Genomic DNA, 23,377 nt, shown 5'->3' with positions numbered 1-23,377 from the left:
AGGAGGGAACTTACGAGTGTCCAGGCTGCTTGAGTGGCCTCAAGGGGCCTTGCCTGAGCGTGTCGTAGTGCTATCTGCCTTGCTCGCCTCCGAGTCGGTCAAAATCGGGGGCCGTGACATTCAAAGTAGTTCGCCCCGGCTGCTTGTCAAGAGGGCCGGGGCAGATACCTTTGTTAGTCATAGAAATCTGGATAGAAGATGCTTACAGGGTTGCCCACGCTTTCGGGATCTTCGAGTGCTTTTCTCGCCTGCGTCGCGATCTCGGCGCGATACGTCTGGAGCTTCGGGACCAAACTGTAGATGTCACTAGTATCGAAGACGAGTGTTCTGGCTTGATTGACATCGAACGGCAACCTATCTGACTTCCTGATTATTTGCACTACAGGCAGGCGCAGGGCGTGCCGTAGAGCAACCTCGTAGAACACATTAGGATTTAGGTAGGAAAGATCAGCGATCGCGAGGCGAGATTTCTTCAGATATTCCAAAATCTGCGTTGTGATCATTCCAGGTTCGCCGATATGGTCAGCTCTGACAACAGTTAGCCCAAGCTCTTCAAGCGCGGGCTGGACCAGTGAAGACATGAAAAGATCAGCATGCCTCCGCTCAACACTGTCCTCCGCACCGATGGGGGTGATGTAAAAGCACACCTGCCCCCAGTCAGTCGACTTACCTTGGTTATCGTTCAGATTTTTTACTATCTGAGGTGGCTTCGCCGCTTGTAGCGAAGATCCTTGTGCCGCACCCTCGCCTCCACCGTGCCGGCCCAGCTCCTCAACGACTTGTTCGATGGAGACCAAAGTCTCAGCACCGCCGATCGTCCTAAGCATGTCCAGATCTTTAACGTTCACAGTGAATGTATCCACGCATTCGTCGAGATCAGGAACATCAATGGCCGAGTCGCCAATGACATCCTTCATGATTTCCCGTTCGGGCAACCGCTTGTCTTTGTAATGATCGTAGAGCACTTTAAATGGTGCAACGCCCTCAACTGCAAGTTCAAAGGAGGCGCGCTTCCGCTCTTGGTCTGGACGAGAACTATCTACAACAAGCCGACCTTTCTCTGTCAGCTCCAAGTATTCCGCAGCGTAGGACCCACTCGTGATTCCGTATTTTCCCGAGTTGGTGATCATTTGCTTCGTCGGACCACTAGTCGGCGACTTGTTCATCTGTTGCAGCAGCGTCAGCCGCCGCACTCGATCACCAGAGGCAAACCGCATGATGGCCTCGCCTAAGGTGAGGGCATCGGTGAACGATGAAGCAGGATACGGTCGGGCCGTTCGCGTGCGAGCAGCATCGTTATCAGCTTGTTTTCGGGCGATGGGTTTAGAAGCGGCCTTCTTGCCCTTCCCAACCTTCTTCGTGGTTCTTTTAGCGCTTCCCTTTTTTGCTGCCTTTTTGCTGGTAGCCATTGCCCCTGTCCATTGGTTGCTAAGCAGACTCAGACTATACAGCGGCGCGTGCCACGAAGGCGGTGCCCAGCCCGTCGGGTCCAAAAGCTATCGGAGAGGCTGATTGAGTTCAAAGCCCCTCCCGAGCGCTATCTAGGCCCTAAGGCCGCGGCGACGGCCGACGAGACGGACTGACCGACCTCGGTAACTCAGGGGCCTGCGTCGGGCACGGCCGCACTGCGGCCATATCTCGCGACGGTGCAAGCTCGGCAGTGGGCTTGACCGGCGGGAACTGCTGCGGAAAGTGGGTCAGAAAATCCGCCTGTGCCAGGTCGAACGCCATCCCGGCGTTGTTCTTGGCCTCCCTCGTCTCGTCGCGAACCTTGCGTGCCTGCTGTTCCTTCGCCTTGGCTTGCCGCTCCCGCGCTTGAGCAGTCTGCGCAGCCCGGTCCTTAATGGTGGGAAGCCCAAACGCGCGCAGCGCCTTGGACCGGAAATCCGTGCCTTCTAGTGCCACGTTGGCGTCTGCCTCTGCGCGTCGCCGCGCCAGCCTGGCGTCCTCCCTTGCCTGTTTGGCCTCCACATGTGCCTGACGCATTTCGGCCAAGTCATCACGACGCTGTAGCAGCGTGCGCGCAGCAGAGCGTTCCAATGGCGTGGCGCAGGTCGACTGAAGCGCGCGGCGTGCCACCTCGAGCATGTGTTCAATCATCTCGTCCAAACTCTTCACTACTTGCTCTCCGGCCATGAGTTCCGCCTGTCTGTTGGGTGTGTTGATGCGTGAGGCGCGCTCAATGGCTGCCTCCCCTTTTCCCTGATGGCTACCCGTGCCAGCGGCGGGCCGAGGCATGGATGCCTCAGCTTTGTGCGCAGCGGGACGTTGTCCACGCAACCGAACGGCGGTGCCTGCCATTGGCGTAAGGAATTGGACCGGGAGCCGGAGCACCGCCGGACGAGGATCGTGAGGTCGGTGGACACCAGCGCCAAAGCGCCCCGCCGATTCTTTGTGACGTTCGAAAAGTGCTTGCGCATGCAGGGCTTGCTCGTCTACCTGGGCTAAGCTTCCCTCCGCTGCGGCCCGGCCCTTCAACGCCTCAACGCGCTTTGCGTGGGCCGTCACTCGGCTGGCTGACGCGTTGCGCACGCGGTCGTTGCGCTTGGCGCGCGGGAGTCGCTCGCCACGACGGCGGGCTTGCGTGACCGTTTTTCCTTCGTGTTTGGTGGCCGGGCGGTCCAACTCGGCCGCTTTGGCAAAATCACTCTTCTGGACAGCTGCGACCTGCTGGCTCAACAACGACCGATGGTCCACCCGTGCAGCCAAGCCTTGGCTGGCCAGCATGCGGTTGACGGACGTGGCCCAGAACTCGCGTTCCCGGTCCACCAAGGTAAGTTGCTTGGCTCGCTTGCACGCGATGGGGTCCAATGCCACAGCCTTCTTCCCCAAACCCCCGTCCGGTTTGACGCTGCACGCGCTGAGCAGAATGTGGGCATGGTGATTGCGTTCGTCCCCTCCCCGGCTCGGTTCGTGGATGGCTAGGTCAGCCGCCACGCCGTAGCGCTCAGCCAAATGGCAGGCAAAGCCATGGGCCAGCTCCTGGCGCCTTTCAGCTGAGAGTTCGGCGGGGAGCGCCACCTCCACCTCGCGGCACGTAATGGCGTCTGCGCGCTTGTGATGGGCCTCGACCCGGCTCCAGAACTCTGCCCGGTCGGCTTTCTTTGCGCCAGGAAGGCAGAGTGCCGAAAATGCGACGCCTTGGCGGCGCGTGTAGTCGTGGACGACCCCGGTTACAGCGTCTTCGATCCGCACCCCTGCACGATAGGCAGCGCCAGCAGTGGACGAATGTCCTCTCTGACGCGAGTAAGCCTTAGCAGTGAGGTGGTAAATCGCCAATCCAGTCTCCGAGCGCAGCCCTTGGTGGGCCAGCAATGGGGGCTGGCGTGCGTAGCGCGCCGGGGTGTCGGGGGCGAAGCCCCTGACCGCACGTAATCCCGAAAGGATTACTCTAAGTGCGCTCTTGTTGTTTTCTTTGGGCGCTTCGCACCCTTCGAAAACCGCATGAGAACCGGGCTACTCGCTTCGCTCGCAAGCCCCAAAACCCAGCGTCCCATGCACGTAGAAACTGTCAAGTTTTTAGCCAAAATCAAAAGCGGCGCTCGCTGCTCGCTCGTGCCAACTGCGGGGCACTTCCCCCTTGCGCTCCGCGCGGAATCTGCTTGCATGGTGTATCAAAGTTTGTATGCAGGCGCATCGTGGCGGATATTGAGAAGCAAAAACTGAAACTGGCGAAGCTGATGGAAGCCACCGCTAAGGAGCAAGCCAAGTTACTTATTGCTGAGAAGCAATAGAAGGTGCGGCTGGCGCGTCAGGCGGCAAGGGACAAGGCAAAAGAGCGCGCTGCACTGTTCCGTTCGGTGGACGCACATCGGAAAATCGTTCTCGGCGGGCTGACCATCGCAGCGGGCGCAGGCGACTGGGACCCGGCAGAAATCGTCGGGGCCTTGTTGCTCGTCAGCGAGAAGATGGGCATGCATGCATCACTGCGCCAGCAACTGCGCGAGCGTGGAATCAGGCACCTTGAAGCTCGTGCGGCCGCACGAGAGGGGGCCCGATCATGAGCGAGGATATGAACCGGAAGAGGTTCGTGCTTTTCTTGGGCGTGATCTGGGGCTCGTCGATGGCCGTGAGCTTGTCCATGTCACTGTCCGATGGAGCAGACAAATGTTCCCTTCTGACACGCGCCCTTCTTAACGTTTGCGCAGCATGGGCCTTGCGCTCTTCTTTGCTATCAAGGCGGCACGATAGGCTGACCCTTCTGCCCAACGCTCCTCGCCCAACAACAACAAATGGATGGGCGGGTTCGGCTTCTGCCGCTGAACCGTCAGTCGGCCCAAGAGATGGGCGATCCCGTCGTTGTCATCGAACTCTCCCCTCAAGAGCCTGCGCCATGCCGACGCCAATAGGTCAGCCACTTGAACGCCAGGAACATCATGCGAGCGGACAAACTTCGAATCCCGCATGACTGCGCCCAAGTTGACCGTTGACTTGATGGTGGGACCAGCGGCCTCCTGTAGGTAGGCCGGGATGTCATCGGGGGCATTTCTGAAGTGCTTTTCAAAGTGGGAGTAGTCGAACTCCTCCACAAAGATTCCGGGGTCTCGCAAGGATTTAGCTTGGATGAGAGCAGGTGCCATATGGGTCAGTGTTTGCTCGAACAACGGGCGAGCTGAGTTCTTCTCATCCATGCGCCACTTGAAGCTGCTAAGTGTGGCCGGGAGCCGTTGGACGTAGTAGAGCGTAGTCATCCGGTAGACCTGATCCAATAGGTCTATCTGGGCCACCATCTGGGTATATAGCTGCGGAGACAGGCGCTCCAGCCTCCCCGACAGATCATCTATGGAAGCACGCCCCTCTTCGTAGAGCATGTTGGGCCGGTTGGCTCGAACACTCTCGACCTGCTTCTTCTGATGGGCCAGAACCACTTTTGGGTCTTGATGGCCAAGGTCTATAGCAGAGATGAAGAGCGTTGATTCAAGCTTGCCAAGCTCGCCTAGAAAACGCTTGAGGTTCGCTTCCGACAAGTCTTTCAGTTTGACCTCATCCTGAAACCCGCGCCCCAAGCCCCGTTTGAGCAGGCCTAGCGACTGCTCTACGCGCTTCCTGGCAACCTCTGGGACGACATAGCCCGCAACGACGCACCAACTGTCGCTTTTCGCAGCAGGAACGAAGCTGCCGGACTCATCTACGTAGATGAACATGCCCCCCCCCCCCCCCCAGCTAAAGAAAAGTAGTTATGGTTTTCACCCGCGACTTTGGCTACCTGCGCTGTCGCCGGAAGCACGCAACCACTGACTACTCGCCCCTTGTCAGAAGGGGACAATGTTTGGCTTCAGCACCGGAGTGACCGAGCCACCGCTCTCGGGTGCGCCGCCCCCGAACTCCCCAGTCAATCGATAGACGAAGCTTGGATGGCCGTTGCGGTTGCTCTCTGTGGGACGGTGTCTAACCAGCCCCCATTCCACCAACTGCGAGATCCCAGCACTGACATGTTCGGGCCGCACGCGTGAGTAACGCTGGAGCGTCTCATGCTTGGCCTGTGCATCACCCGTTTTGCCATCACGCAAGAAGAGCAGGACCGGCAGAAGCTTCCAGGCTGCCAAGACAGTCACCCCTCGATTGAACTTGAACTTCAGCGCCTGGTTAGTCACAGCTCTTGGGACCTGCCTAAAGGCGTTCGGGGCATGCAGAAGCTGCATATAGCGGTTCCGATAGCCGTCACGCTCTACCTGCAACACGCCAGCCTGCTCCAAGGCCGACAAGGCTCTGCCCAACATCGGCCTAGCAAGGGCGGTGCGCTCCTGCAGGAATGACATCCCCATTTCGACCTGGCGAGTATGAAAGTTCACCTCTAGCGCGAGCGCCAAGTAGACCTTATGGGCGGCGATGTGCGTGCCCACCTCACCATTGGCCCCGGTGAGGGAGGCCAGCTTTCCAGAGTCCACTGCTGCTTTCGGGAAGCTCCCCCATCTGGTGCTCATTCTTTCCGCTTCCTGATTGCGGCCAAGACCACGTAGAGGGACATCCCCACCAGAGAAAGGGCCATTACGACGAGGAGCAATGCCGCAGCAAAGACCGGATCCGTCTGGGAGGCCATGCGTTCAAAAAAATCGAGGATGGACTGGATAAGTGCCATAACTTGCGGCTCGGAGATCGATGCTGGAAGTTTTTCTCATCCCCAACCCCAGTATCTAGATAGAGCTACACGCTATCATAGTCATTTTTTCGACACAAAGCATTGATATTAAAGGCTTTTATCCAGCGCATTGACGCATTCAACATGGTTCATGAGAGTAGGCGTTTTGGTCACTCCCGTGAACCATGTTGGGCGTGGCTTGGCAGCTTTATGCGCCTTTTCGTCAATCCTGGGCCGAAGAAGGGCGCGCTTCAATCAACGCTCGCAGGGCACGAACTCGCTCCTTACGGCTCATTTGGGAGAGAGCCAAGATGGCATCCGCAATGACTTCGTCTTCGGCTACCAGATAGGCCATTGGCAAGCCCAGCACGTCGGCCAGCTTCCCGAGTCCATCCAGGTCAATACCGCTGACCTCGGTCTCATACCGGTTCACCCGGCTACTGGCCAGCTTCTTATCGAGCCCCATCAGCACTCCCAGCGCTCGCTGGCTGGCGATGCCACGCAGTTCCCTGGCCTGCTTGAGGCGGGCGGCGAAGAGGGAGCGGGGGGAAGCTTTGGGCACGTGAACGGATGTTGAAAACTCGGGTGGACAGCATGACGTGGTCCCTCAATGCATGGCAGACTCTTCATGAAATGTAGCACTCTCCCGTCCAACCACAGGGGTTTTCATGAGGAAGTTCGAGACAAAGATGGCCATCAGCCTGGCTGCCGCGCTGCTGTTGACCTCCTACGCTGCGGGGGCGCAGAGCCACGCTGAGCAGGAAGAGGTGCCGAATCGCCCAGGCTTTTTCCGCCAACTGGGAGCGAGCCTGAAGGACGCAGGGCAGCAAATGGTTGGGGTTAAACCGGCCCAAGGCAGCTCAAAGTCGACTGCCGCATCTGGCGCCATCTATTCTCCGGTCAGCGGGGCCGGGAAGCTGCGGAACCTCTTCAAGACCGGCAACCACCAGCAATCCCAGCAGGGCCGGCTGGATTGGCCGCGCGTTGCCTTGTCGTTCCAGGAATGGGGTGCGTCCCTGCCCTGCTGGACCGTCGAGGCAAGAATCTGGACCAGCGCGAACGCGTCCACGACCGAAGTCTTCCGGACCTGCGCCAACGCAGCCCTGACGGAGACCGACGACCTGGGCGACACCGCCGAGCTCAATACGGCGGCGCTCTGGAAGGGCCGCGACATCCTGATGGGCGTTCGGGTGCCGTCGGGCAAGCCGAACACGGGGGCCAGCCGGTCTACCGGCCCCAACCCGCCCGCCCAGCCGTTTGTGGTCAACGTATCTCGCCCCGGCGTGTCGGACCGAGCTGTCGATGTGGCGCTTCGCGTGGCTTGGGTTTCGGGGTTCATTCAAACCGCCGACCTGCACCCTGGGGCCTCCGGGCTGCTGACACCGTTCAAGGACAGCCGGATGTGGATCGCAGGCTTCGAGCCTGAAGGAAACCAGGACCGGTAAGCCGGCCCGCTGGTTCGCTTAGCACACAAGGGCGGCCCACCACCGCCCACCTCACTCCCAAGGAATGACTATGAAAGCACCGAAGCTTGCCTTCGCCGGCTTGGCGACCGCGTTTGCACTGACTGCCTGTGGCGGCCCGCCTTCCAACAGTGACGCCGAAAAGGCCTTGACCGTCCTTCTTACCCAAAGTGGAGCCGGTCAAATCACCAGTGTTCAAGACTTTCACCTCACCGGGTGCGTGGAGGCTCAGGACGTGGCCGGCTATCGGTGCGACACCACTGGGACGGTGACCATCGAGATTGGAGTTCGGCAGGTGCCTGTCCCGGTCAGCAAAAATCTTCGGTATGCCAAGGAGTCGGGAACCTGGAAGGCCTACGCAAAATGAGCGCTCAGCCCCCTCGCCTGCTGGACCATGCCTCCCTTACCAACCGCAGGCTGATGACACCGCGCGACCGGTTCTTCTGGTGGTATTCGGGAACCCTGCTCTTCCTCGGACCTTTCGGATTCGTCGTCGGGCCGCTCATGGCCCGACGCGCAAGCCGGAAGGCGGCACTGCGGTATCCGGTCGAGACACGAGCTGCCCAAGCTAGAGATACCGGGTTCGCTTGGTGGCAGTGGTGGGTCATGACGCTGCTGACCTTGATGGGCGGCTTCGGAGCCTTCGCACTGCTGAGCGGACTGCCGATGCTCCTGCTCGTGATGTATGCGCAGTTGACTCAGTAGCTAAAAGGAAACTGTAGGGAACTAGAAGGGCCGCCAGATGCGGCCCTTTTTGGTTTTCGGCTGCTCTTCCCACGGATTCAGGGATCGCCTACAGTCTGGGGACACAACCTAGGACACATGTCCGGTTTGCGGTCTGCTGCAGGGTCAAGAGGTTAGGTTCGGGTCGATCCGATCCCCCTCTCTCCGCCACACACATGAAAAGGGCTGCCCATCGGGTGGCCCTTTTTATTTGTCTGGGTAGCGCGGCGCGCCGACTGCCGGGTTCGTGGCACAGTCAGCCGATCCGCCCACCCGCATGCAGTCCATGTCCCCGATCCGCGCCTTCACCGCTGCCGATACACCCGCCTGCCTGGCCCTCTTCGACGGCAACGTCCCGCAGTTCTTCGGCGTGCATGAACGTGCGGATTTTGCCACTTACCTGCAGCAGCCTGCGCGGCCTGCGGACTACCTGGTGATCGAACGCCACGGCCGGGTGGTGGCATGCGGCGGACTGGCGATGGACGACGCGCTGACCGCCGCGTTCTGCTGGGGCATGGTGGAACGGGCCATGCACCGGCAGGGGCTCGGCAGCGAACTGGCGCACGCGCGCCTGCAGCAGGCACGTGCGCGTGGCGCGCGCCGCGTGGTGTTGAGCACCAGCCAGCACAGCTGCGACTTCTACCGCGCACAGGGTTTGAAGTGACAGGCGTGGTGAGCGATGGCCATGGCCCGGGCCTGGATGCCGTGGGCATGGCGCTATCGCTGGCATAGCGCGGGAGGACATCCTGCCGGATGCCCCTGTTCATGGTGACCGGGCCGGCGCTACGATGCCGCACGGCAACGTGCTCGCGGCACGACACAGTCAAGGAGGAAACCCGTGTTTCGAACGATCATCATCGCCTGCCTGACGGCAACCGCGCTCAGCGTTCCGATGGCAGCGTACGGCAAGCTACTCGACGGCGATTCCCATTACACCCCGCCCACCGCTCCGCTTGATATCCGGAACAGCCAGGATTTTTCCGCCCCCTTCGACACCACGTGGCGGGCCCTGGTCTCGCACCTGTCCGAAACGTCCTTCGTGATCGACAACATCGACAAGGCGTCCGGGCTCATCACCCTGTCGTTCTCGGTACCCGAGGCAGGGAGCGCGTTGGATTGTGGCCAGTGGTCCCTGTGGGTGAAGAATCTGCGTGGCAGGCGGGACTACGCCTACGCAGGCGCGGCGGATTTTGCGCGGTACGAGGCAGTGAATGCCGGAAACCTCTATACGCATGAGCGAAGGATGACCCTGTCCGGCAAGATGAACATCTTCGCCACGGCACTCGATGACACATCCACGCGGGTGAAGGTCACCGTCCGCTACGTACCCGCAATTTCGATGACGCGTCCACATTCGAGCTGGACATGAACTTCAACCGCCGCCCTCCCCAGACCGTGAACGATACGTCCAGCTTCAACACCGGACAGGAGGGGCAATTCACGCACGGATTGACCACGTGCAGGGCAAAAGGAACGCTCGAGCGTTCACTTCTGGACAGTATCGCCGCAACGCTGGCGCCCTGACCCTCGATGATGGACCGCCTATCGGTGGCCCCTTACAGGGGGCCACCGGAGCGGGTGGGCACTCAGCTGCTCGACACCTTCATCAGCACCAGCCCGCTCACGATCAGCACCGCCGCGCCGATCCGCATCGCATTGATCGTTTCGCCCAGGAAGATGATGCCGATGACGAACGCGCCCACCGCGCCGATGCCGGTCCAGATCGTGTACGCGGTGCCCAGTGGCAACGTGCGCATGGCCAGCGACAACAGCCAGAAGCTGGCGATCATGGCGGCAAGGGTGATGATCGAGGGCGTGAGCTTGCTGAACCCGTCGGACTGCTTCATCGCGAACGCCCAGACGATTTCGAGTACACCGGCTGCCAACAGATAGATCCAGGCCATGCGGCCCTCCTTGATGGGGGCCAGGTCGTCCTGGTCGTTGGTTCCCGTTGCGGGGGAGGTCGTTCCTCCTGCCGCCGATTCTAGCAACGCCGTTTCGATCCAGGCACCTGCAGATCCGCCGCTTTGCGCAGGGTTCAGCCCTGGGACGCGGTTGATTCAGCTCCATGCCTGCCGCGTGGCATCCTGTCCCGCCCTGATGCAGGAAAGGCGCATGCCGATTCATCCGACACTGGCCGACTGGTTGGAGCAGGCGCTACAAGCGCCGCTACCGGAGGCGGTCGTGGGGCTGTCGTTCAACCTCAGCGAAGGCGCAGCAGGCGACGACGCCGGATTCTGCATCGAACTGGTCGGCACCGACCGCTTCGATGCGAACGATACGGACTGGCCCTGCGACGAGATATGGGCGCCGCCCGTGCGCGAGATCGAGCTCCCCTTTGCACTGACCGGCCAGGGCTGGGAAGCGTGCCTGGCCGCAGTGCGCGCGGCGTTGCTGCAGGCACTGGACACGCCCCGTTTCGGTCCGCGCCTGACCCACCAGGTGGCGGGTATCGGCCTGGGCTTCGTGGACGGCGACCTGGACCTGCTCTGGCAGCGCGCGGACTGAGCGGCATGCGCTGGCACTGCGTGCCACGCATGCGCTAGAATGCGCGACTGCACTACGGGGGCCTGCTTCTGCAGTACAGCTTCCAATGCTGGGCACCGATCCCTGATCGCCCCACGTGTGGAACGTCTCTATGGTGGCCCCGTCGGCCCCTCGCGACGCTAGGTCGAAAATCCCGCCAGGGCCGGAAGGCAGCAACGGTATCGATCGACGCGGGCGCCGAGGTCAGCCGGCGGGGCCGCCACCTTTTTGGGGCCCGGCTACGCCGACGTGTCGCTGCCGCCTGCCGCCGCCGGCGTGCCCTGATGAAACACCACCCGCCACGCGGCCCCGCTCAGTCGCCACAGCGAACTGCGCAGCACCTCGCGCTGGCGCACCCCCTCGATCACATACCAGCTGCGATAACGCACCTGGGCCAGGGTCGGCGCCAGCAGGACAATGCGATAGTCCTCAGAGACGATCTCCACCGCCGTGCGCTCGGCGGGAATGTCGACCAGCGCCGCCGCGCGCCCGTAGCAGTTCCCGGAACTGCCGATCTCACTGAAGTCGCTATCCAGCAGGTCCGCCAGACGCGCCGAATCGCCCCGCACCCCGGGGGCATGCAGGGCGCGTTCGAGGGCTTCAAGGTGAGCAGCCAGCGCAGCCGGGTCCGGTGCGGACGCCATGCTCAGGGCGGGTCCTGGGCCAGTACGTGCATGGCCGTCGGCGTGGCCAGCGGCACGCATTCGCCGGGCAGCGCGACACGATGCCCGCGCTGGCGCAGCGCATCGCCATCGGCCTCGCTGGCGTAGTGGTAGAGCATCATCCGCGCCTGCAACGCAGCGCTGTATTCGCGCTCCAGGTCGTCAACGCCCGTGTGCGACGGGTTGCCGTGCAGGCCGCAGTCGTGGGCGATCAGCTCGTTGTCGTCGGCATAACGCGCCAGCATTTCCGGAATCGGCCGGGTATCCCCGCTCCACACCACGGCGCCCTTGAGGCGCAGGCCGTACGCGGTTTCCGGCCAGTGGTGACGCACCGGGAACACCTCCAGGCGCACGCCGTCGTGCCAGAACGCATCGCCCACCACGATCAGCTGGAAGGCATCCCAGAAGTTGGCGCCGCCCTCGGCCAGCACATTGGGGTAGTCGGCCACGCGCCTGTGCAGCAGCGGCACCACCGTGGCCGGCACGTACACGCGGATGCGGCCACGCCGGTGCGGCGAGAAGAACGCATCCACGAACAGCCGTTCAAAGCCGGCGACGTGGTCCAGGTGCACATGGGTGACGAACAGCGCCTGCGGCACGTGCCCGTACTGGGCCTGGAAAGCGGTCAGGCCTTCCCCACCGCAATCGATGGTCAGCCAGGGCCTGCCTTCGCGCTCGATCACGGCCATCGGCGAGCCGAGCTGGACCGCCGAGGCATTGCCAACGCCCATGAAACGCAGTGCCCACTCCATCAGTAGCCCCGGTTCCAGGCCAGGTCGTAGGCACGGCGCAGCCGTGCGTAATCTTTTTCCACGTCGTCCTGGCTGCGCTCGCCGCGCAGCTTGATCAGCGAGCGCAGCAGGCGCTTGAGGTTCTTCTCACGCCAGCGGGTGGCCGGGATGCGCTGCACGCAGCGGTCGAAATCGATCAGCCAGCCATGGCCATTGGCGTCGAACAGGATGTTGTGGGCGTTGAGGTCGGCGTGGTCCAGCCCGGCGCGATGGAACCGCGCGATCAGCCGCCCGGTTTCTTCCCATGGCGCACCACGGCCGGCGACCAGCGCGCGGTCGGCCAGCGAGCGCACGCCTTCCAGCCGCTCCATCAGGATGGCCGCGCGGTAGCGCATGCCGTCGCGCATGTAGAACGCGGCGATCGGTTGCGGCACCGGCAGCTTCAGCGCGCGCAGGGCGCGCATCAGGCGGAACTCGGCAAAACTGCGGGTGCGGTTGGCACCGCGCCACAGGTACTGATCGCGGCTGAGTTTGGCCGCCATGCCGCCGCGCAGGTACTGGCGCAGCACGCATTGGCCGAACGGCGCATCCACGAACCAGGCCCCGCCACGGCCGCCATCGCCGACCGGACGCGCCCGCTCGGCCCAGTGGGCGGGCGAGAACAGGCCGATCTCGGCTTGCCGCAGCCGTTCGCGGTCGAACAGAATGGCACCCATGCCGCGTCCATCGCGGCAGGGCGTCAGCGCTTCAGTGGCGTCGAATGCGACCATTCCTTCGAGTCTAACAACACCATGGCATCAGCGTCCTCTTCCTTGTGTCTTTTGCGTTTGTCCGCACTCGGCGACGTCACCCACGTGGTGCCGCTGGTGAGGACCCTGCAGCAGGCCAGGCCGGGCACGCCGCTGCACTGGATCATCGACAAGGCCGGGCACAAGCTGCTTGATGGCCTGCCGGGCGTGGTATTCCACCCCTACGACAAGAAGACCGGGCTGGCCGGCATGCGCGCCCTGCGCAGCGGGTTCCCGCCGGGGCGTTTCGAGGCGCTGCTGCAAATGCAGGTGGCCTTCCGCGCCAACGTGCTGTCCGCGTTCGTGCCGGCCGTGCGCCGGATCGGTTACGACAAGGCACGCTCCAAGGATCTTCACGGCCTTTTCATCAACGAACGCATTCCCGACCGCCCCGGCATCCATGTACTGGATGCGATCGGCAGCTTCGGCGAGCCGCTTGGCATCCGCCAGACCGAGGTCAGCTGGGACCTGGCCATTCCGCCAGCGGCGGTGGCCTGGGCGCAGGCGCAGTGGCAGGACGATGGCCGCCCCGTGCTGATGATCTCGCCCTGCTCCAGCCACGTGCGCCGCAACTGGTATGCCGACCGCTATGCGGCGGTGGCCAACCACGCCGGCACGCGTGGCTGGCGGGTGGTGCTGTGCGGCGGGCGCAGCACGCTGGAGCGCGACATGGCCGATGCCATCCAGGCCCAGCTGCAGACCCCGGCGCTGGACCTGGTCGGCAAGGACACGCTCAAGCAGCTGCCGGCCCTGTTGGCCCGCGCCGCGCTGGTGATGACCCCCGACTCGGGCCCGATGCACATCGCCAACGCCATGGGCAGCAAGGTGCTGGGCCTGCACGCGGCCAGCAATCCGGCCCGCAGTGGACCGTATTCGGACCGCCGCTACTGTGTGGACCGCTACGACGATGCCGCGCGCAAGTTCCTCGGCAAGCCGGCCAGCGAACTGAAATGGGGCACCAAGATCGAGTTCGACGACGTGATGCAGCTGATCACCGTCGAAGACGGCATCGCCGCGTTCGAGCGTTATGTCGCCGATCACCGCCCGGCCTGACCGGCAGGCGGACATCACGGGGCTGCCGGCGAGCGTTCGGCCCCCCCCCTTTTAGCGTCGCAGGCCGACGGAATTACGCGCCCTTGGGCGCGTAATCCTTGTACGACTTCTCTTCGACGTAACCCGAGCCCAGCGCCAGGTTGATGTCCTTCTTGATCCGCGCACGCTGGTCGTTCTCCAGGTAGACGCTGCGGGCCAGGGCGATGAAGTCCTCGTCGAAGGCCTGCGCCTTGTCCTGCAGGCGGATGTTGTCCTCGATGTCCCACAGGCGCTCGTTGACCGCCTTCAGCTCGGCGCGCAGGCGCGCGATGTCCTTGACCGCGGCCGGATGCGCCATCCACGTCTTCTCCAGCGCACTCAGCTCGGCATGGATGTTGGCCAGCTTGGCGGCATCGTCGATGCGCTCGGACTTGATCTGCAGGATCGAGATCTTGTCCAGCAGCTCGCCGAAGGACACGGGAACCAGGATTTCAGCGGTCATGGGGGACATCCGTTACGGGAGATCGGCAGTTTAGCGGACGGTGATGACGGGCGCCTGCGGCCCGGTAGAGCCACGCCATGCGTGGCTTCGTGATGCTCGGCGCACGTCCGTCCCACAGCGGCCGCCCTTCGTACGGCGCTGCCTCTCCGTCGGAGAGTCGAACCCGGAACGAGGGTGGCCGCTTCATTGCCGGGATTGCTGGGCCCATCCATGGGCCCAGCCCTTCCGCGCTGCGCGCTCCAGGGCCAGCCGTTCGGCTGTCCGGATTCGTTCCAGACGAATCCGTCGAACCCCGGCGTGTCTTCGCTTCACCCCCCTCTCCGCCAGACACGCAAAAAAGGCCACCCGTTGGGTAGCCTTTTTTGCGTGTCTGGCGGAGAGGGGGGGATTCGAACCCCCGAGGCGCTATAAACGCCTGCCTGATTTCGAGTCAGGTACATTCAACCGCTCTGCCACCTCTCCAGATGGTCCCGGCGAACCGGGAGGCGAATGATACGGGCAGGATGCGCCGACGACAAGTCATTCGTTTGCCACGCAAGTGAATTTCTTCTGTCTGGATGCCTTGCCGGATGTCCGGCGGCCCGCGATCATGCCGTTATCCCCTGCAACGTCCCCTTGGCTGCCGCCCCCTCATGATCGAATTCGGACACCTCACCCACCCTGGCCTGCGCCGTGACCTCAACGAGGACACCTACTACGGCGATGGCGAACTGGCGTTGTGGCTGGTCGCCGACGGCATGGGCGGGCACGCCTGCGGCGAGGTGGCGAGCGCCCTGGCGCGCGAAACCATCGTGCGCGAGATCCGCCAGGGCGCGACCCTGGCACATGCGATCCGGGTCGCCGACGAGGAAATCATCCGTACCTCGCGCCGCCGCAACGACAGCCTGCCGATGGGCACCACCGTGGTGGCCGCGCGCGTACAGGGCAATCGCTATGAAGTGGCCTGGGTCGGTGACAGCCGCGCCTACCTGTGGCGCGACGGCGCCCTGGCCCAGCTCAGCCAGGACCACAGCGTGGTCCAGGAAATGGTGGCGCAGGGCAACCTGACCGCCGAGCAGGCGCGCGCGCATCCGCACCGCAACGTGGTCACCCAGGCCTTGGGAGTGACCGATCCGGCGCACCTGAACGTGGCTACCACCACCGGTGAACTGCGCCCGGGCATGCAGTTGCTGCTGTGCAGCGACGGCTTGACCGAAGAAGTGGAGGACAAGGGCATCGCAAGCACCCTGGCCTACGACGACGCCAGCGCCCAGGAATGCGTGGACACCCTGGTGGCGGCCGCCCTGGACGGGGGCGGTTCGGACAACATCACCGTGATCCTGGTGCGCTGCCACTGAGGCCGACCGGTCGCGCGGCGGCGGACGCTGCGCCATGCCGACTCGATGAGCACGGGCCGAGCATGCGGATTCGAAGGCTGACGGTCGCCGCACCGACGTGGCCCTAAGCGAGATCGGCATCACCGCCCGACTTACACCCGGGCGGCCCCACCCCGGGTAGAGCCGAGCCACGCCCGGCTGCCCTCCGCTCCGGCCCGTGCACACCGCCAGCCGGGCCGCAGCCACGCCTGGCGTGGCGCCACCCGGCAGATCCAGGCATGCGGCGCCCTGCGGTCAGCCCGCCTCGGCCATCACGCGCTCGCCGTCCCAGATCGCGTGGCCGGCCTTCTTGCGCAGCTTGGCCAGCCGCGCCTCGTGCGCTTCCAGCTCGGAGGCGGTGGCCACCACGCGCGGACGCGGCAACAGGCGCGAGGTGTCAAACGCCTGCGCATGGGCGGTGCTGCCCTTGGCGTCGTCGACCGAACCGAAACCGATTTCTTCCTGGCCCGAGGTCAGCGCGATGTACACATCGCCCAGGATCTGCGCATCGAGCAGGCCGCCGTGCAGTTGGCGATGGGCGTTGTCCACGCCGAGCCGCTTGCACAGCGCATCCAGCGAGTTGCGCTGGCCCGGGAAGCGCTCGCGCGCCATCTTCAGCGTATCGATCACCGTGCAGCGGTCGGTGATCTTGCCGTAGTGGTCGCCGAGCAGCGACAGCTCGTTGTCCAGGAAGCCGATATCGAACGCGGCGTTGTGGATGATCAGCTCGGCGCCATCGATGAAGGCCAGGAACTCCTCGGCGATCTGCGCGAAGACCGGCTTGTCGGCCAGGAACTCCAGGGTCAGCCCGGTGACTTCCTGCGCGCCCTGTTCGAACTCGCAGTCCGGCTTGATGTACTGGTGGTAATTGTTGCCGCTGGGCCGGCGCTCAAGCAGCTCCACACAGCCGATTTCGACGATGCGGTTGCCCTTTCGCCACTCCAGGCCGGTGGTTTCGGTATCGAGGATGATCTGACGCATGGGCTCAGTGTACCGGGCCGGCGGCGCGGATCCGGATCGCGGCGTCGCGCGCCAGCTGGTCCACGCGTTCGTTGTCCGGGTCGCCGGAGTGCCCCTTCACCCAGCGCCAGTCGATCTGGTGGCGCAGCGTGGCCGCGTGCAGACGCTCCCACAGGTCGCGGTTCTTGACCGGATCGCCGCCGGCGGTCTTCCAGTTCTTGCGGATCCAGCCCGGCATCCACTGGGTCAGCCCCTGGCGGACGTACTGCGAGTCGGTGAACAGCACGATGTTGCAGGGCTCGGTCAGCGCCTCCAGCCCGGAGATGGCCGCCATCAGTTCCATCCGGTTGTTGGTGGTGTGCGCTTCACCGCCGCTCAACTCGCGCTCGTGCGCGTTGTAGCGCATCAAGGCCGCCCAGCCGCCGGGGCCGGGGTTGCCAAGGCAGGAGCCGTCGGTGTGTAGTTCGATTGTCTTCATTGCATTCCAGATCAGGTCGCCACGGTACCGTGCCAACGGCGTACCGGCAGTGGCGTAGGTCCTGGCAGGGCCAGGGTGCGTTTCTCGGCGGTGAACAGGCAGGCTGCGCGCAGCGGCGCCAGGCTGCGCAGGCCAGGGGCACGGTTGGCCCACATCGGCCCCAGGTAATCCAGCTGCTCGCAGGCCAGACCGGCCCGCTCGAGCGTGTGCCGCAGGCGTTGCGGCGTGCGTACCACCAGCCCGTGGTGGCGCCACTGGCGGCGATACGGACTGAACGGATTGAGCGTGGACAGCCACAACCGCCCACCGGGCATCAGCACCCGCTCGCACTCGGCGATGAGGTGCTCGGCATCGCGTGCGGTCACGTGCTGCAGCACGATCGCGTTGACGCTTTCGTTGGGCAGCGGCAACGGCAGCCCACACCGGGTGTCGCCGGCATAACCGCCGGCCTCGCGATGCAGGCGCAGGCCGCGTCCGGGCAGGTCGGCCAGGGCGGTCCAGGCGGCGGTCGGCGCCAGCCACAGCCAGGGCGTGCTCGGCCGCTCGTTCAGCAACGGCGTCAACCGCTCGAACTCCAACTGGCACAGCACTTGCGCAGGTTCAGTATCAAACCAGGATGCGACTGACGCTTGACGGGGGCTCGGCGCGGCGGGCATGGTCCAATTCTATGCGACTCACTGCCCTACCCGCATTTGCGGACAACTACATCTGGGCGCTGGTCGCCGAAGACGGCCAGGCGGTCGTGGTCGATCCGGGCCAGGCGGCGCCGGTGGTGGCTGCCGCAACGCAGCAGGGATGGGTGCCACGGGCGATCCTGCTCACCCATCACCACGACGATCACATCGGCGGCGTGGCCGAGCTGCAGGCCCGCTACCCGGGGCTGGAGGTGCATGCACCGGCCGATCCGCGCATCCCCCTGGCGACCCATCGGGTCGTTGAAGGTGAACCCGTTCAGGCATTGGGCCAAAGGTTCCACGTAGTATCCGTGCCCGGTCACACCCGTTCGCATGTCGCGCTTCACACCGCTGAACATCTTTTCAGTGGCGACGCACTGTTCAGCCTGGGCTGTGGCCGCATGTTCGAAGGTACGCCGTCCCAGCTTCTGGCATCCCTGCACAAGCTGGCGTCCCTGCCGCCGCACCTGTTGTTGTGTTGCGGGCACGAATACACCGTGTCAAATGCCGTCTTCGCGCGGCATGTCGACCCCACCAACGCTGCGTTGCTGCAGCGCCATGAGGAGGCCCTGGCCATGCGCCGCGATGACCGCCCCACGCTGCCCGTGTCACTGGCCAGCGAGCTTGAATGCAATCCGTTCCTGCGTACCGGAACGCACTCGATCCAGCAGGCCGTCAGTGCCTACCTGGGTCGCCCCGTCACCGATGAAGTCGATGTCGTCGCAGGTCTGCGCGGCTGGAAAGACGGATTCCGTACATGAGCCGGCGATTGTTGCCGCTCGCGCTCGGCCTGGGGTTGTCCCTGGCCGGCGGCGCGAGCGCCCAGTCGTTGAGTGCCGGCATGTCGCAGAACGTGGCCGGCCTGTCGCAGCTGCCACTGGAGGCCAGCGCCCTGCCGCCGGTCTCGGTGCGCAACGGGCAGGAGATCTTCGCCAGCTTCCGTGAGGGCCTGGCCGAGCCGACCTGCAATGCCGAGGCCACCAGCCCGCGCTGGCAGAAACAGTTTGCCCATGCGCCCTCGCGCCTGGCCAACCAGGACGACGATGCCCTGGTGCTGTTCGGCTACGTGGTCGAGGAACTGCGCCGGTCGAACCTGCCGACCGAGTTCGCCCTGATCCCGTTCGTGGAAAGCGGTTACCGCCCCAATGCCCGCAACGGCAGCGGTCCGGCGGGCCTGTGGCAGTTCATCGCCACCACCGCCAAGAACCACCGCGTGCAGATGACCGCCGGTTACGACGGCCGCCTCTCGGCGGTCGATTCGACCCAGGCCGCAGTGCGCTACCTGAAAACCCTGCACGGCATGTTCGGCGGCGACTGGCGGCTGGCCACCATGGCCTACAACGCCGGCGAGTACCGGGTACTGCAGTCACTGCGCAAGGCCGGGATGAACGCGCAGAACGCGCGCCCGGCCGAACTGCCGGGCCTGTCGCCGATCACCTACGCCTACGTCGAGAAGCTGCACGCGCTGGCCTGCGTGCTGGAGAACGCCGAGACCAAGCCCGGCGTGATGGCCTCGCTGGACCGCACCGTGCCGGTGCTGAAGGGCCACACCCTGCCGGCCGGCACCAGCGTCCAGCAGTGGGCCGCACAGCGCTCCCTGGACCCGGCACGGATCGCCAGGCTCAACCCGGCGCTGGCCAGCGGCAAGGGCCGCCCGAGCGGCCAAGTGACCGTGCTGGCGCCGGCGGCGCATGCACCGGCGGATGCCAGCGCTGCGGTGATGGCCACCGTCGCCGCGGTGGACGCGCCCGCCACGGCCAGCGATGCCCTGCCGACGGCCAAGGCCGCCCCCGCCGCCCCGCGCGCCGCCCGAACCGTGGCCAGCAGCGCCGATCGCCCGCGCAACCGCCGCCATACCGTGCGCGACGGTGAGTCGCCATGGACCATCGCGCGCCGCTACGGCATGCCGCTCAAGGCCCTGCTGTCGCTGAACGGGCTCACCGGCAGCAGCGTGCTGAAGCCGGGCGCGGTGCTGCGCGTGGAGGATTGACGGGATTTCCCGCCGGCCATGAGGATGACCACGATGCCCGGCGATGCCGGGCATCGTCGTTTCCGGGGGATGGACGGCCACCGGAGGCCCGCGCTGGGCGCCACGGCGGCGCGCGCAGGGGCCGCACGTGCCCCACCCCACAAACGCAGAAGGCCCGGCAATGCCGGGCCTTCTGCTGCCGCTGCGACCGGATCGGTTACAGGTTGGCTTCTTCGGTCTGTACGCGGTAGTGCTTGCGCATGGCCTCGATGTAGGCCTTGGCCGCCGCCAGGCCGTCGATCTGGTTCAGCTGTTCGCTGAAGGCCTTCTTCTGCTCCGGCTGGATCTCCGCCAGGTTGCCCGGGCTGACCTTGGTCACCGCATAGACCACGTACCGGCCCTGCACCGCCACCTTGCCGTAGCTCGGCTTGCCTTCGGTCGGCGCAACCGCAGAGAACACGGCGCGGTTGATTTCCGGGGTCGGAACCGGCTGGGTACGCGGCAGGCCCGGCATCGGGTTCAGCTGCAGCTTCTCGCTGACGGCGAGTTCCTGCAGGCTCTGCCCGGCCTTGAGCTTGGCCAGCAGCGCGTCCGCGGCCTTCTCCGAGGCCTGGCGGCTACGGTCGGCATGGATCGCGGCGATCACCTGTTCGCGCGCCTTGTCCAGCGGCAGTGCCTGCTCCGGGCTGTGCTCGGTCACCCGGATCATCACGTTGTGGTTGGGCGCGATCTCGATCGGGTCGCTGACCGTACCGTCCTGGGTCAGGATGTCGGAGAACGCCGCGCGCAGTACCGCCGGGTTGGCGGCGACGCCGCTGGCGGTGGCGCGGGTGAACGGGCCCAGGGTCTGCACCGGCAGGTTCAGTTCCTTGGCCGCGCCTTCCAGCGAGGTGGGGTTCTTGTAGACCAGGTCGACCAGGCGGCCGCTCAGCTCGGTGAACGCACGCTCGTTGTCCGCCTTCAGCTGCTCGGCCACCAGCTGGTCGTGCACCTGCTCGAACGAACGGCTTTCGCCGCCCTTCTTCTCGCGCAGCAGCAGCACGTGGTAGCCGAAGTCGGTCTTGACCGGCCCGGTCACTTCACCGGCCTGCATGTTGAACAGCGCATCTTCGAACGGCTTGACCATCGCGCCGCGCTCGACCCAGCCGAGGTCGCCACCGTGTTCCTTGGAACCGGGGTCTTCGGAGTTGGCCTTGGCCAGGGCGGCGAAATCGGCACCCGGCTTCTTGGCATCGGCGGTCAGGCGCAGGGCCTTTTCTTCGGCCGCCTTGAGCTTGGCCGGATCGCTGCCATCGGCGGCGATCAGGATGTGCGAGGCCAGTCGCTGTTCGGGCGTGGCAAAGCGCGCCTTCTCTTCGTCATAGCGCTTGCGCAGGGTCGCTTCGTCGGCGGCCGTGGCCGGCGGCAGGCTGGCGCCGTTGATTTCAACGTATTCCAGCGACACGGTTTCCGGCTGGCGGAACTGCTTGAGGTGGCCGTCGTACCACTGCTTGATCTGCGCGTCGGTGACCGGCGCGGTGTCGGCCGGCACGTCCGGCAGCGCGGCCAGTTCGATGTCGCGGGTTTCGCCCAGCATCTTGAGCAGGCGCTCGGTCTCGGCCTGGGTGACGAAACCGGACGACTGCAGCGCGGACGGGATCACGGCCTGCTGGATGCTTTCGCGCACCAGCGCCTCGAACTGGGTCGGGGTGCGCGGCGGATTGCCGCTGGCCAGCGCAATCCGGTACTGGTTGTCGTTGAACTTGCCATCGGCGCCGATGAACGCGGGGATCGCGGCGATGTACTCGCGCACGGCGTTGTCGCCGATCACGATGCCGGACTGCTCGCCGGCGAGGCGCACGACCTGCTCGTCGATCATCTGCTCGAGCACGGCCAGCTTGTTCTCGGTGCTTTCGAAATGGCGCGGGTCGAAGTCCTCACCCTGCTCCTGGCGGGCCTGCTGGCGCGCCTGCTCGAAGCGGACACGGAAGTCCTGCGAGCTGATCTCATGGTGCTGCCACAGGAACGACATCGGCCACCACGACGGCGCCGAGCGCCACCACGTCGGCGGCGCTGCCACCTTGGCCACGTTCTGCGCGCCCACGCCACCGAGGTAGCTGGAGTCGATCACGAACAGGAACGGAATCATCAGCAGCCCCAGGATCACCGTAACGATCCAGCCCGAGGTCTTGTCGCGAAGTTTCTGCAGCATGGGAAAAATCATGGCCTGAGTGGCGAGCCGGGCAGTGTAACCCGCTTCCGGCGTGGCTCCAAAACCCGCGCGGGCAGGCGCGGGGCCGCTACCGCAACGGCTGCGGGCCGCTGGATGTCGCACCTGCATCGATCCCGGCGTCGGCAGCTGGGCATGGTGCGCTGGATGCTTTCGCAGCAGGCAAAGCCGGCTCTCTGCCATCGGCCTGAAACGCACGAAGCGCGCTGTGGCCCACGCCGGACGCGACTGTTGGCGGGTCAGGCACTGGCTCCCCATGCCCTTTCCGGCGAATGTCCTCCGGCGTCGGCCTACGGCCGCCCCCTCCCCCTTTATTTCGCCTCCAAGGGCATGGGGAGCCAGCGCCCAACCCACCAACGGCCGCAAAAAAAACGTCCGACACCGCGCCTGTACCGCGAGCCGAGCCCCGTCGCGGTCGGCAGGCTCCTCGGCAAAATAACGGAGGAGTCCGCCAGGCCGAGGGACCGTTGCGCCAGGGGCCTGGCGGCGGCTGCGGGGCCTCACGCTCGCAGTAATTCCGAACGGCGCCGCCACCCGATCCACGACGTCGCCGGGACTACCCGGACGAACGAGCACGGACGTACGCCACCTGCTCCCGCCGGTGCAACAGGACGGTCCCGTTCTCATTGGGAGAAAAGCCAAAAAAAAGCCCCTGGTTTTCACCAGGGGCTCTTCAAAGATTGGCGGAGCGGACGGGACTCGAACCCGCGACCTCCGGCGTGACAGGCCAGCATTCTAACCAGCTGAACTACCGCTCCGCGCTTGAAACTTTGCAGGCGCTCATTCTATCCGAAGATATTCAGAAAACCTACCCCGAATACTGCTTTTTTTCGAGGATTTTTTTGTAACTGGCGGAGCGGACGGGACTCGAACCCGCGACCTCCGGCGTGACAGGCCAGCATTCTAACCAGCTGAACTACCGCTCCGCGCTTGAACTTTTTTCAGCCGACCAACGGTCGGCTCTACCACCTTTCACCGCGACGTACATCGCTGGAGAAAACAAGGCCCCCGATCGCTCAGGGGCCCTATTGAAACTGGCGGAGCGGACGGGACTCGAACCCGCGACCTCCGGCGTGACAGGCCAGCATTCTAACCAGCTGAACTACCGCTCCACATTTCAAACTTTTACTGGCGGTGCTGTGGTGGGTGCTGAGGGTTTCGAACCCCCGACCCTCTCCGTGTAAAGGAGACGCTCTACCGCTGAGCTAAGCACCCCAGCAAGCCGC

General features: G+C 64.5%; 26 protein-coding genes, 5 tRNA genes and 1 other RNA gene. 12 read left to right on the top strand and 20 right to left on the bottom strand.

What is annotated here, in order from left to right:
* Nucleotides 1-173 precede the first annotated feature (173 nt).
* The gene (locus M2421_RS19750) at nucleotides 174-1,409 is read right to left on the bottom strand and encodes a hypothetical protein (protein WP_259210025.1); all 1,236 of its coding nucleotides are present in this window, start codon (nucleotides 1,407-1,409) and stop codon (nucleotides 174-176) included.
* 139 nt (nucleotides 1,410-1,548) lie between these two features.
* Complete coding sequence (locus M2421_RS19745; RefSeq protein WP_259210024.1) at nucleotides 1,549-3,279, bottom strand: MobA/MobL family protein; 1,731 nt, start codon at nucleotides 3,277-3,279, stop codon at nucleotides 1,549-1,551.
* A 458-nt stretch (nucleotides 3,280-3,737) separates the two neighbouring features.
* On the opposite strand from M2421_RS19745, the gene M2421_RS19740 reads away from it, so the two are divergent.
* Nucleotides 3,738-4,004 carry a conjugal transfer protein TraD gene (locus M2421_RS19740; RefSeq protein ID WP_259210023.1) on the top strand — a complete coding sequence of 89 codons (267 nt, stop codon included), beginning with the start codon at nucleotides 3,738-3,740 and terminating at the stop codon, nucleotides 4,002-4,004.
* A 129-nt stretch (nucleotides 4,005-4,133) separates the two neighbouring features.
* Here M2421_RS19740 and M2421_RS19735 read toward each other — a convergent pair whose 3' ends face one another.
* From M2421_RS19735 to M2421_RS19720, 4 genes are all read right to left on the bottom strand, one after another.
* Entirely contained in the window at nucleotides 4,134-5,144 is a 1,011-nt protein-coding gene (locus tag M2421_RS19735; protein ID WP_259210022.1) for a DUF3800 domain-containing protein, read from the bottom strand.
* A gap of 108 nt (nucleotides 5,145-5,252) precedes the next feature.
* Nucleotides 5,253-5,924, bottom strand: coding sequence for a hypothetical protein (locus M2421_RS19730; RefSeq protein WP_259210021.1), 672 nt, complete (start codon nucleotides 5,922-5,924; stop codon nucleotides 5,253-5,255).
* Nucleotides 5,921-6,079 (bottom strand): hypothetical protein, encoded by a 159-nt coding sequence (locus tag M2421_RS19725; RefSeq protein WP_259210019.1) that lies wholly within the window; start codon nucleotides 6,077-6,079, stop codon nucleotides 5,921-5,923. The genes M2421_RS19730 and M2421_RS19725 overlap by 4 nt, the downstream gene beginning before the upstream one ends.
* Before the next feature lie 223 nt (nucleotides 6,080-6,302).
* Nucleotides 6,303-6,641 (bottom strand): helix-turn-helix transcriptional regulator, encoded by a 339-nt coding sequence (locus M2421_RS19720; protein WP_259210018.1) that lies wholly within the window; start codon nucleotides 6,639-6,641, stop codon nucleotides 6,303-6,305.
* Between the two features lie 106 nt (nucleotides 6,642-6,747).
* Here M2421_RS19720 and M2421_RS19715 point away from each other — a divergent pair, with 106 nt between their 5' ends.
* From M2421_RS19715 to M2421_RS19695, 5 genes are all read left to right on the top strand, one after another.
* Complete coding sequence (locus M2421_RS19715; RefSeq protein WP_259210017.1) at nucleotides 6,748-7,524, top strand: hypothetical protein; 777 nt, start codon at nucleotides 6,748-6,750, stop codon at nucleotides 7,522-7,524.
* A gap of 70 nt (nucleotides 7,525-7,594) precedes the next feature.
* Nucleotides 7,595-7,909: a hypothetical protein gene (locus M2421_RS19710; RefSeq protein WP_259210016.1), complete on the top strand. Its 315-nt coding sequence runs from the start codon at nucleotides 7,595-7,597 to the stop codon at nucleotides 7,907-7,909.
* On the top strand, nucleotides 7,906-8,247 hold the full coding sequence (locus tag M2421_RS19705) for a hypothetical protein (protein ID WP_259210014.1): 342 nt from the start codon (nucleotides 7,906-7,908) through the stop codon (nucleotides 8,245-8,247). The genes M2421_RS19710 and M2421_RS19705 overlap by 4 nt, the downstream gene beginning before the upstream one ends.
* Nucleotides 8,248-8,551: 304 nt before the next feature.
* Entirely contained in the window at nucleotides 8,552-8,929 is a 378-nt protein-coding gene (locus tag M2421_RS19700; protein ID WP_310440394.1) for a GNAT family N-acetyltransferase, read from the top strand.
* 174 nt (nucleotides 8,930-9,103) lie between these two features.
* On the top strand, nucleotides 9,104-9,634 hold the full coding sequence (locus tag M2421_RS19695) for an outer membrane protein assembly factor BamC (protein WP_259210013.1): 531 nt from the start codon (nucleotides 9,104-9,106) through the stop codon (nucleotides 9,632-9,634).
* Between the two features lie 217 nt (nucleotides 9,635-9,851).
* Here the strand turns inward: M2421_RS19695 and M2421_RS19690 are convergent, their stop codons facing one another.
* Nucleotides 9,852-10,169 carry a multidrug efflux SMR transporter gene (locus M2421_RS19690; protein ID WP_259210012.1) on the bottom strand — a complete coding sequence of 106 codons (318 nt, stop codon included), beginning with the start codon at nucleotides 10,167-10,169 and terminating at the stop codon, nucleotides 9,852-9,854.
* 211 nt (nucleotides 10,170-10,380) lie between these two features.
* Between M2421_RS19690 and M2421_RS19685 the strand changes: the two genes are divergently transcribed.
* Both M2421_RS19685 and ffs read left to right on the top strand, forming a co-directional pair.
* On the top strand, nucleotides 10,381-10,773 hold the full coding sequence (locus tag M2421_RS19685) for a hypothetical protein (protein WP_259210011.1): 393 nt from the start codon (nucleotides 10,381-10,383) through the stop codon (nucleotides 10,771-10,773).
* Between the two features lie 139 nt (nucleotides 10,774-10,912).
* Nucleotides 10,913-11,009, top strand: an RNA gene (gene ffs / locus M2421_RS19680) — signal recognition particle sRNA small type.
* Nucleotides 11,010-11,030: 21 nt separating this feature from the next.
* Here the strand turns inward: ffs and M2421_RS19675 are convergent.
* Genes M2421_RS19675 through M2421_RS19665 form a run of 3 tightly spaced genes read right to left on the bottom strand, consistent with a single transcriptional unit; the run spans nucleotide 11,031 to nucleotide 12,954 of the window.
* A complete protein-coding gene (locus M2421_RS19675) occupies nucleotides 11,031-11,435 on the bottom strand; it encodes a DUF4440 domain-containing protein (RefSeq protein ID WP_259210010.1) in 405 nt (134 codons plus the stop codon).
* 2 nt (nucleotides 11,436-11,437) lie between these two features.
* A complete protein-coding gene (locus M2421_RS19670) occupies nucleotides 11,438-12,205 on the bottom strand; it encodes an MBL fold metallo-hydrolase (protein WP_259210009.1) in 768 nt (255 codons plus the stop codon).
* Nucleotides 12,205-12,954, bottom strand: a complete 750-nt coding sequence (locus tag M2421_RS19665) for a 3-deoxy-D-manno-octulosonic acid kinase (protein ID WP_259210008.1) — start codon at nucleotides 12,952-12,954, stop codon at nucleotides 12,205-12,207. Before M2421_RS19665 ends, M2421_RS19670 begins: the two co-directional genes overlap by 1 nt.
* Before the next feature lie 21 nt (nucleotides 12,955-12,975).
* Between M2421_RS19665 and M2421_RS19660 the strand changes: the two genes are divergently transcribed.
* Nucleotides 12,976-14,025, top strand: coding sequence for a glycosyltransferase family 9 protein (locus tag M2421_RS19660; protein WP_259210007.1), 1,050 nt, complete (start codon nucleotides 12,976-12,978; stop codon nucleotides 14,023-14,025).
* Nucleotides 14,026-14,098: 73 nt separating this feature from the next.
* Here the strand turns inward: M2421_RS19660 and M2421_RS19655 are convergent, their stop codons facing one another.
* Entirely contained in the window at nucleotides 14,099-14,506 is a 408-nt protein-coding gene (locus M2421_RS19655) for a DUF6165 family protein (protein ID WP_259210006.1), read from the bottom strand.
* Nucleotides 14,507-14,877: 371 nt separating this feature from the next.
* Nucleotides 14,878-14,968 (bottom strand) — tRNA-Ser (locus tag M2421_RS19650).
* 170 nt (nucleotides 14,969-15,138) lie between these two features.
* Here M2421_RS19650 and M2421_RS19645 point away from each other — a divergent pair.
* Nucleotides 15,139-15,843: a protein phosphatase 2C domain-containing protein gene (locus tag M2421_RS19645; protein ID WP_259210005.1), complete on the top strand. Its 705-nt coding sequence runs from the start codon at nucleotides 15,139-15,141 to the stop codon at nucleotides 15,841-15,843.
* Between the two features lie 273 nt (nucleotides 15,844-16,116).
* Here the strand turns inward: M2421_RS19645 and dnaQ are convergent, their stop codons facing one another.
* Genes dnaQ through M2421_RS19630 form a run of 3 tightly spaced genes read right to left on the bottom strand, consistent with a single transcriptional unit; the run spans nucleotide 16,117 to nucleotide 17,955 of the window.
* Entirely contained in the window at nucleotides 16,117-16,842 is a 726-nt protein-coding gene (gene dnaQ / locus M2421_RS19640; RefSeq protein ID WP_259210004.1) for a DNA polymerase III subunit epsilon, read from the bottom strand.
* Between the two features lie 4 nt (nucleotides 16,843-16,846).
* On the bottom strand, nucleotides 16,847-17,299 hold the full coding sequence (rnhA, locus tag M2421_RS19635; RefSeq protein WP_259210003.1) for a ribonuclease HI: 453 nt from the start codon (nucleotides 17,297-17,299) through the stop codon (nucleotides 16,847-16,849).
* Between the two features lie 11 nt (nucleotides 17,300-17,310).
* A complete protein-coding gene (locus M2421_RS19630; RefSeq protein WP_259210002.1) occupies nucleotides 17,311-17,955 on the bottom strand; it encodes a class I SAM-dependent methyltransferase in 645 nt (214 codons plus the stop codon).
* A gap of 11 nt (nucleotides 17,956-17,966) precedes the next feature.
* On the opposite strand from M2421_RS19630, the gene gloB reads away from it, so the two are divergent.
* On the top strand, nucleotides 17,967-18,734 hold the full coding sequence (gene gloB, locus M2421_RS19625) for a hydroxyacylglutathione hydrolase (protein WP_259210001.1): 768 nt from the start codon (nucleotides 17,967-17,969) through the stop codon (nucleotides 18,732-18,734).
* Entirely contained in the window at nucleotides 18,731-19,963 is a 1,233-nt protein-coding gene (locus M2421_RS19620) for a lytic transglycosylase domain-containing protein (protein ID WP_259210000.1), read from the top strand. The genes gloB and M2421_RS19620 overlap by 4 nt, the downstream gene beginning before the upstream one ends.
* 196 nt (nucleotides 19,964-20,159) lie before the next feature.
* On the opposite strand, the gene M2421_RS19615 is transcribed toward M2421_RS19620, so the two are convergent.
* The 5 genes from M2421_RS19615 to M2421_RS19595 all read right to left on the bottom strand — a co-directional run bounded on the left by M2421_RS19615 (nucleotide 20,160) and on the right by M2421_RS19595 (nucleotide 23,366).
* Nucleotides 20,160-22,133, bottom strand: a complete 1,974-nt coding sequence (locus M2421_RS19615) for a peptidyl-prolyl cis-trans isomerase (protein WP_259209999.1) — start codon at nucleotides 22,131-22,133, stop codon at nucleotides 20,160-20,162.
* 699 nt (nucleotides 22,134-22,832) lie between these two features.
* Nucleotides 22,833-22,909, bottom strand: a tRNA-Asp gene (locus M2421_RS19610).
* A 91-nt stretch (nucleotides 22,910-23,000) separates the two neighbouring features.
* A tRNA-Asp gene (locus tag M2421_RS19605) sits at nucleotides 23,001-23,077 on the bottom strand.
* Nucleotides 23,078-23,186: 109 nt separating this feature from the next.
* Nucleotides 23,187-23,263, bottom strand: a tRNA-Asp gene (locus M2421_RS19600).
* Between the two features lie 28 nt (nucleotides 23,264-23,291).
* Nucleotides 23,292-23,366: transfer RNA gene (locus tag M2421_RS19595), tRNA-Val, on the bottom strand.
* Between the last annotated feature and the right edge of the window lie 11 nt (nucleotides 23,367-23,377).

The organism is Stenotrophomonas sp. BIGb0135, from assembly GCF_024810105.1.
GTDB lineage: Bacteria > Pseudomonadota > Gammaproteobacteria > Xanthomonadales > Xanthomonadaceae > Stenotrophomonas > Stenotrophomonas maltophilia_AB.
Note: the sequence above shows the minus strand (reverse complement) of the source record. Positions and strands in the feature narration are given on the sequence as shown.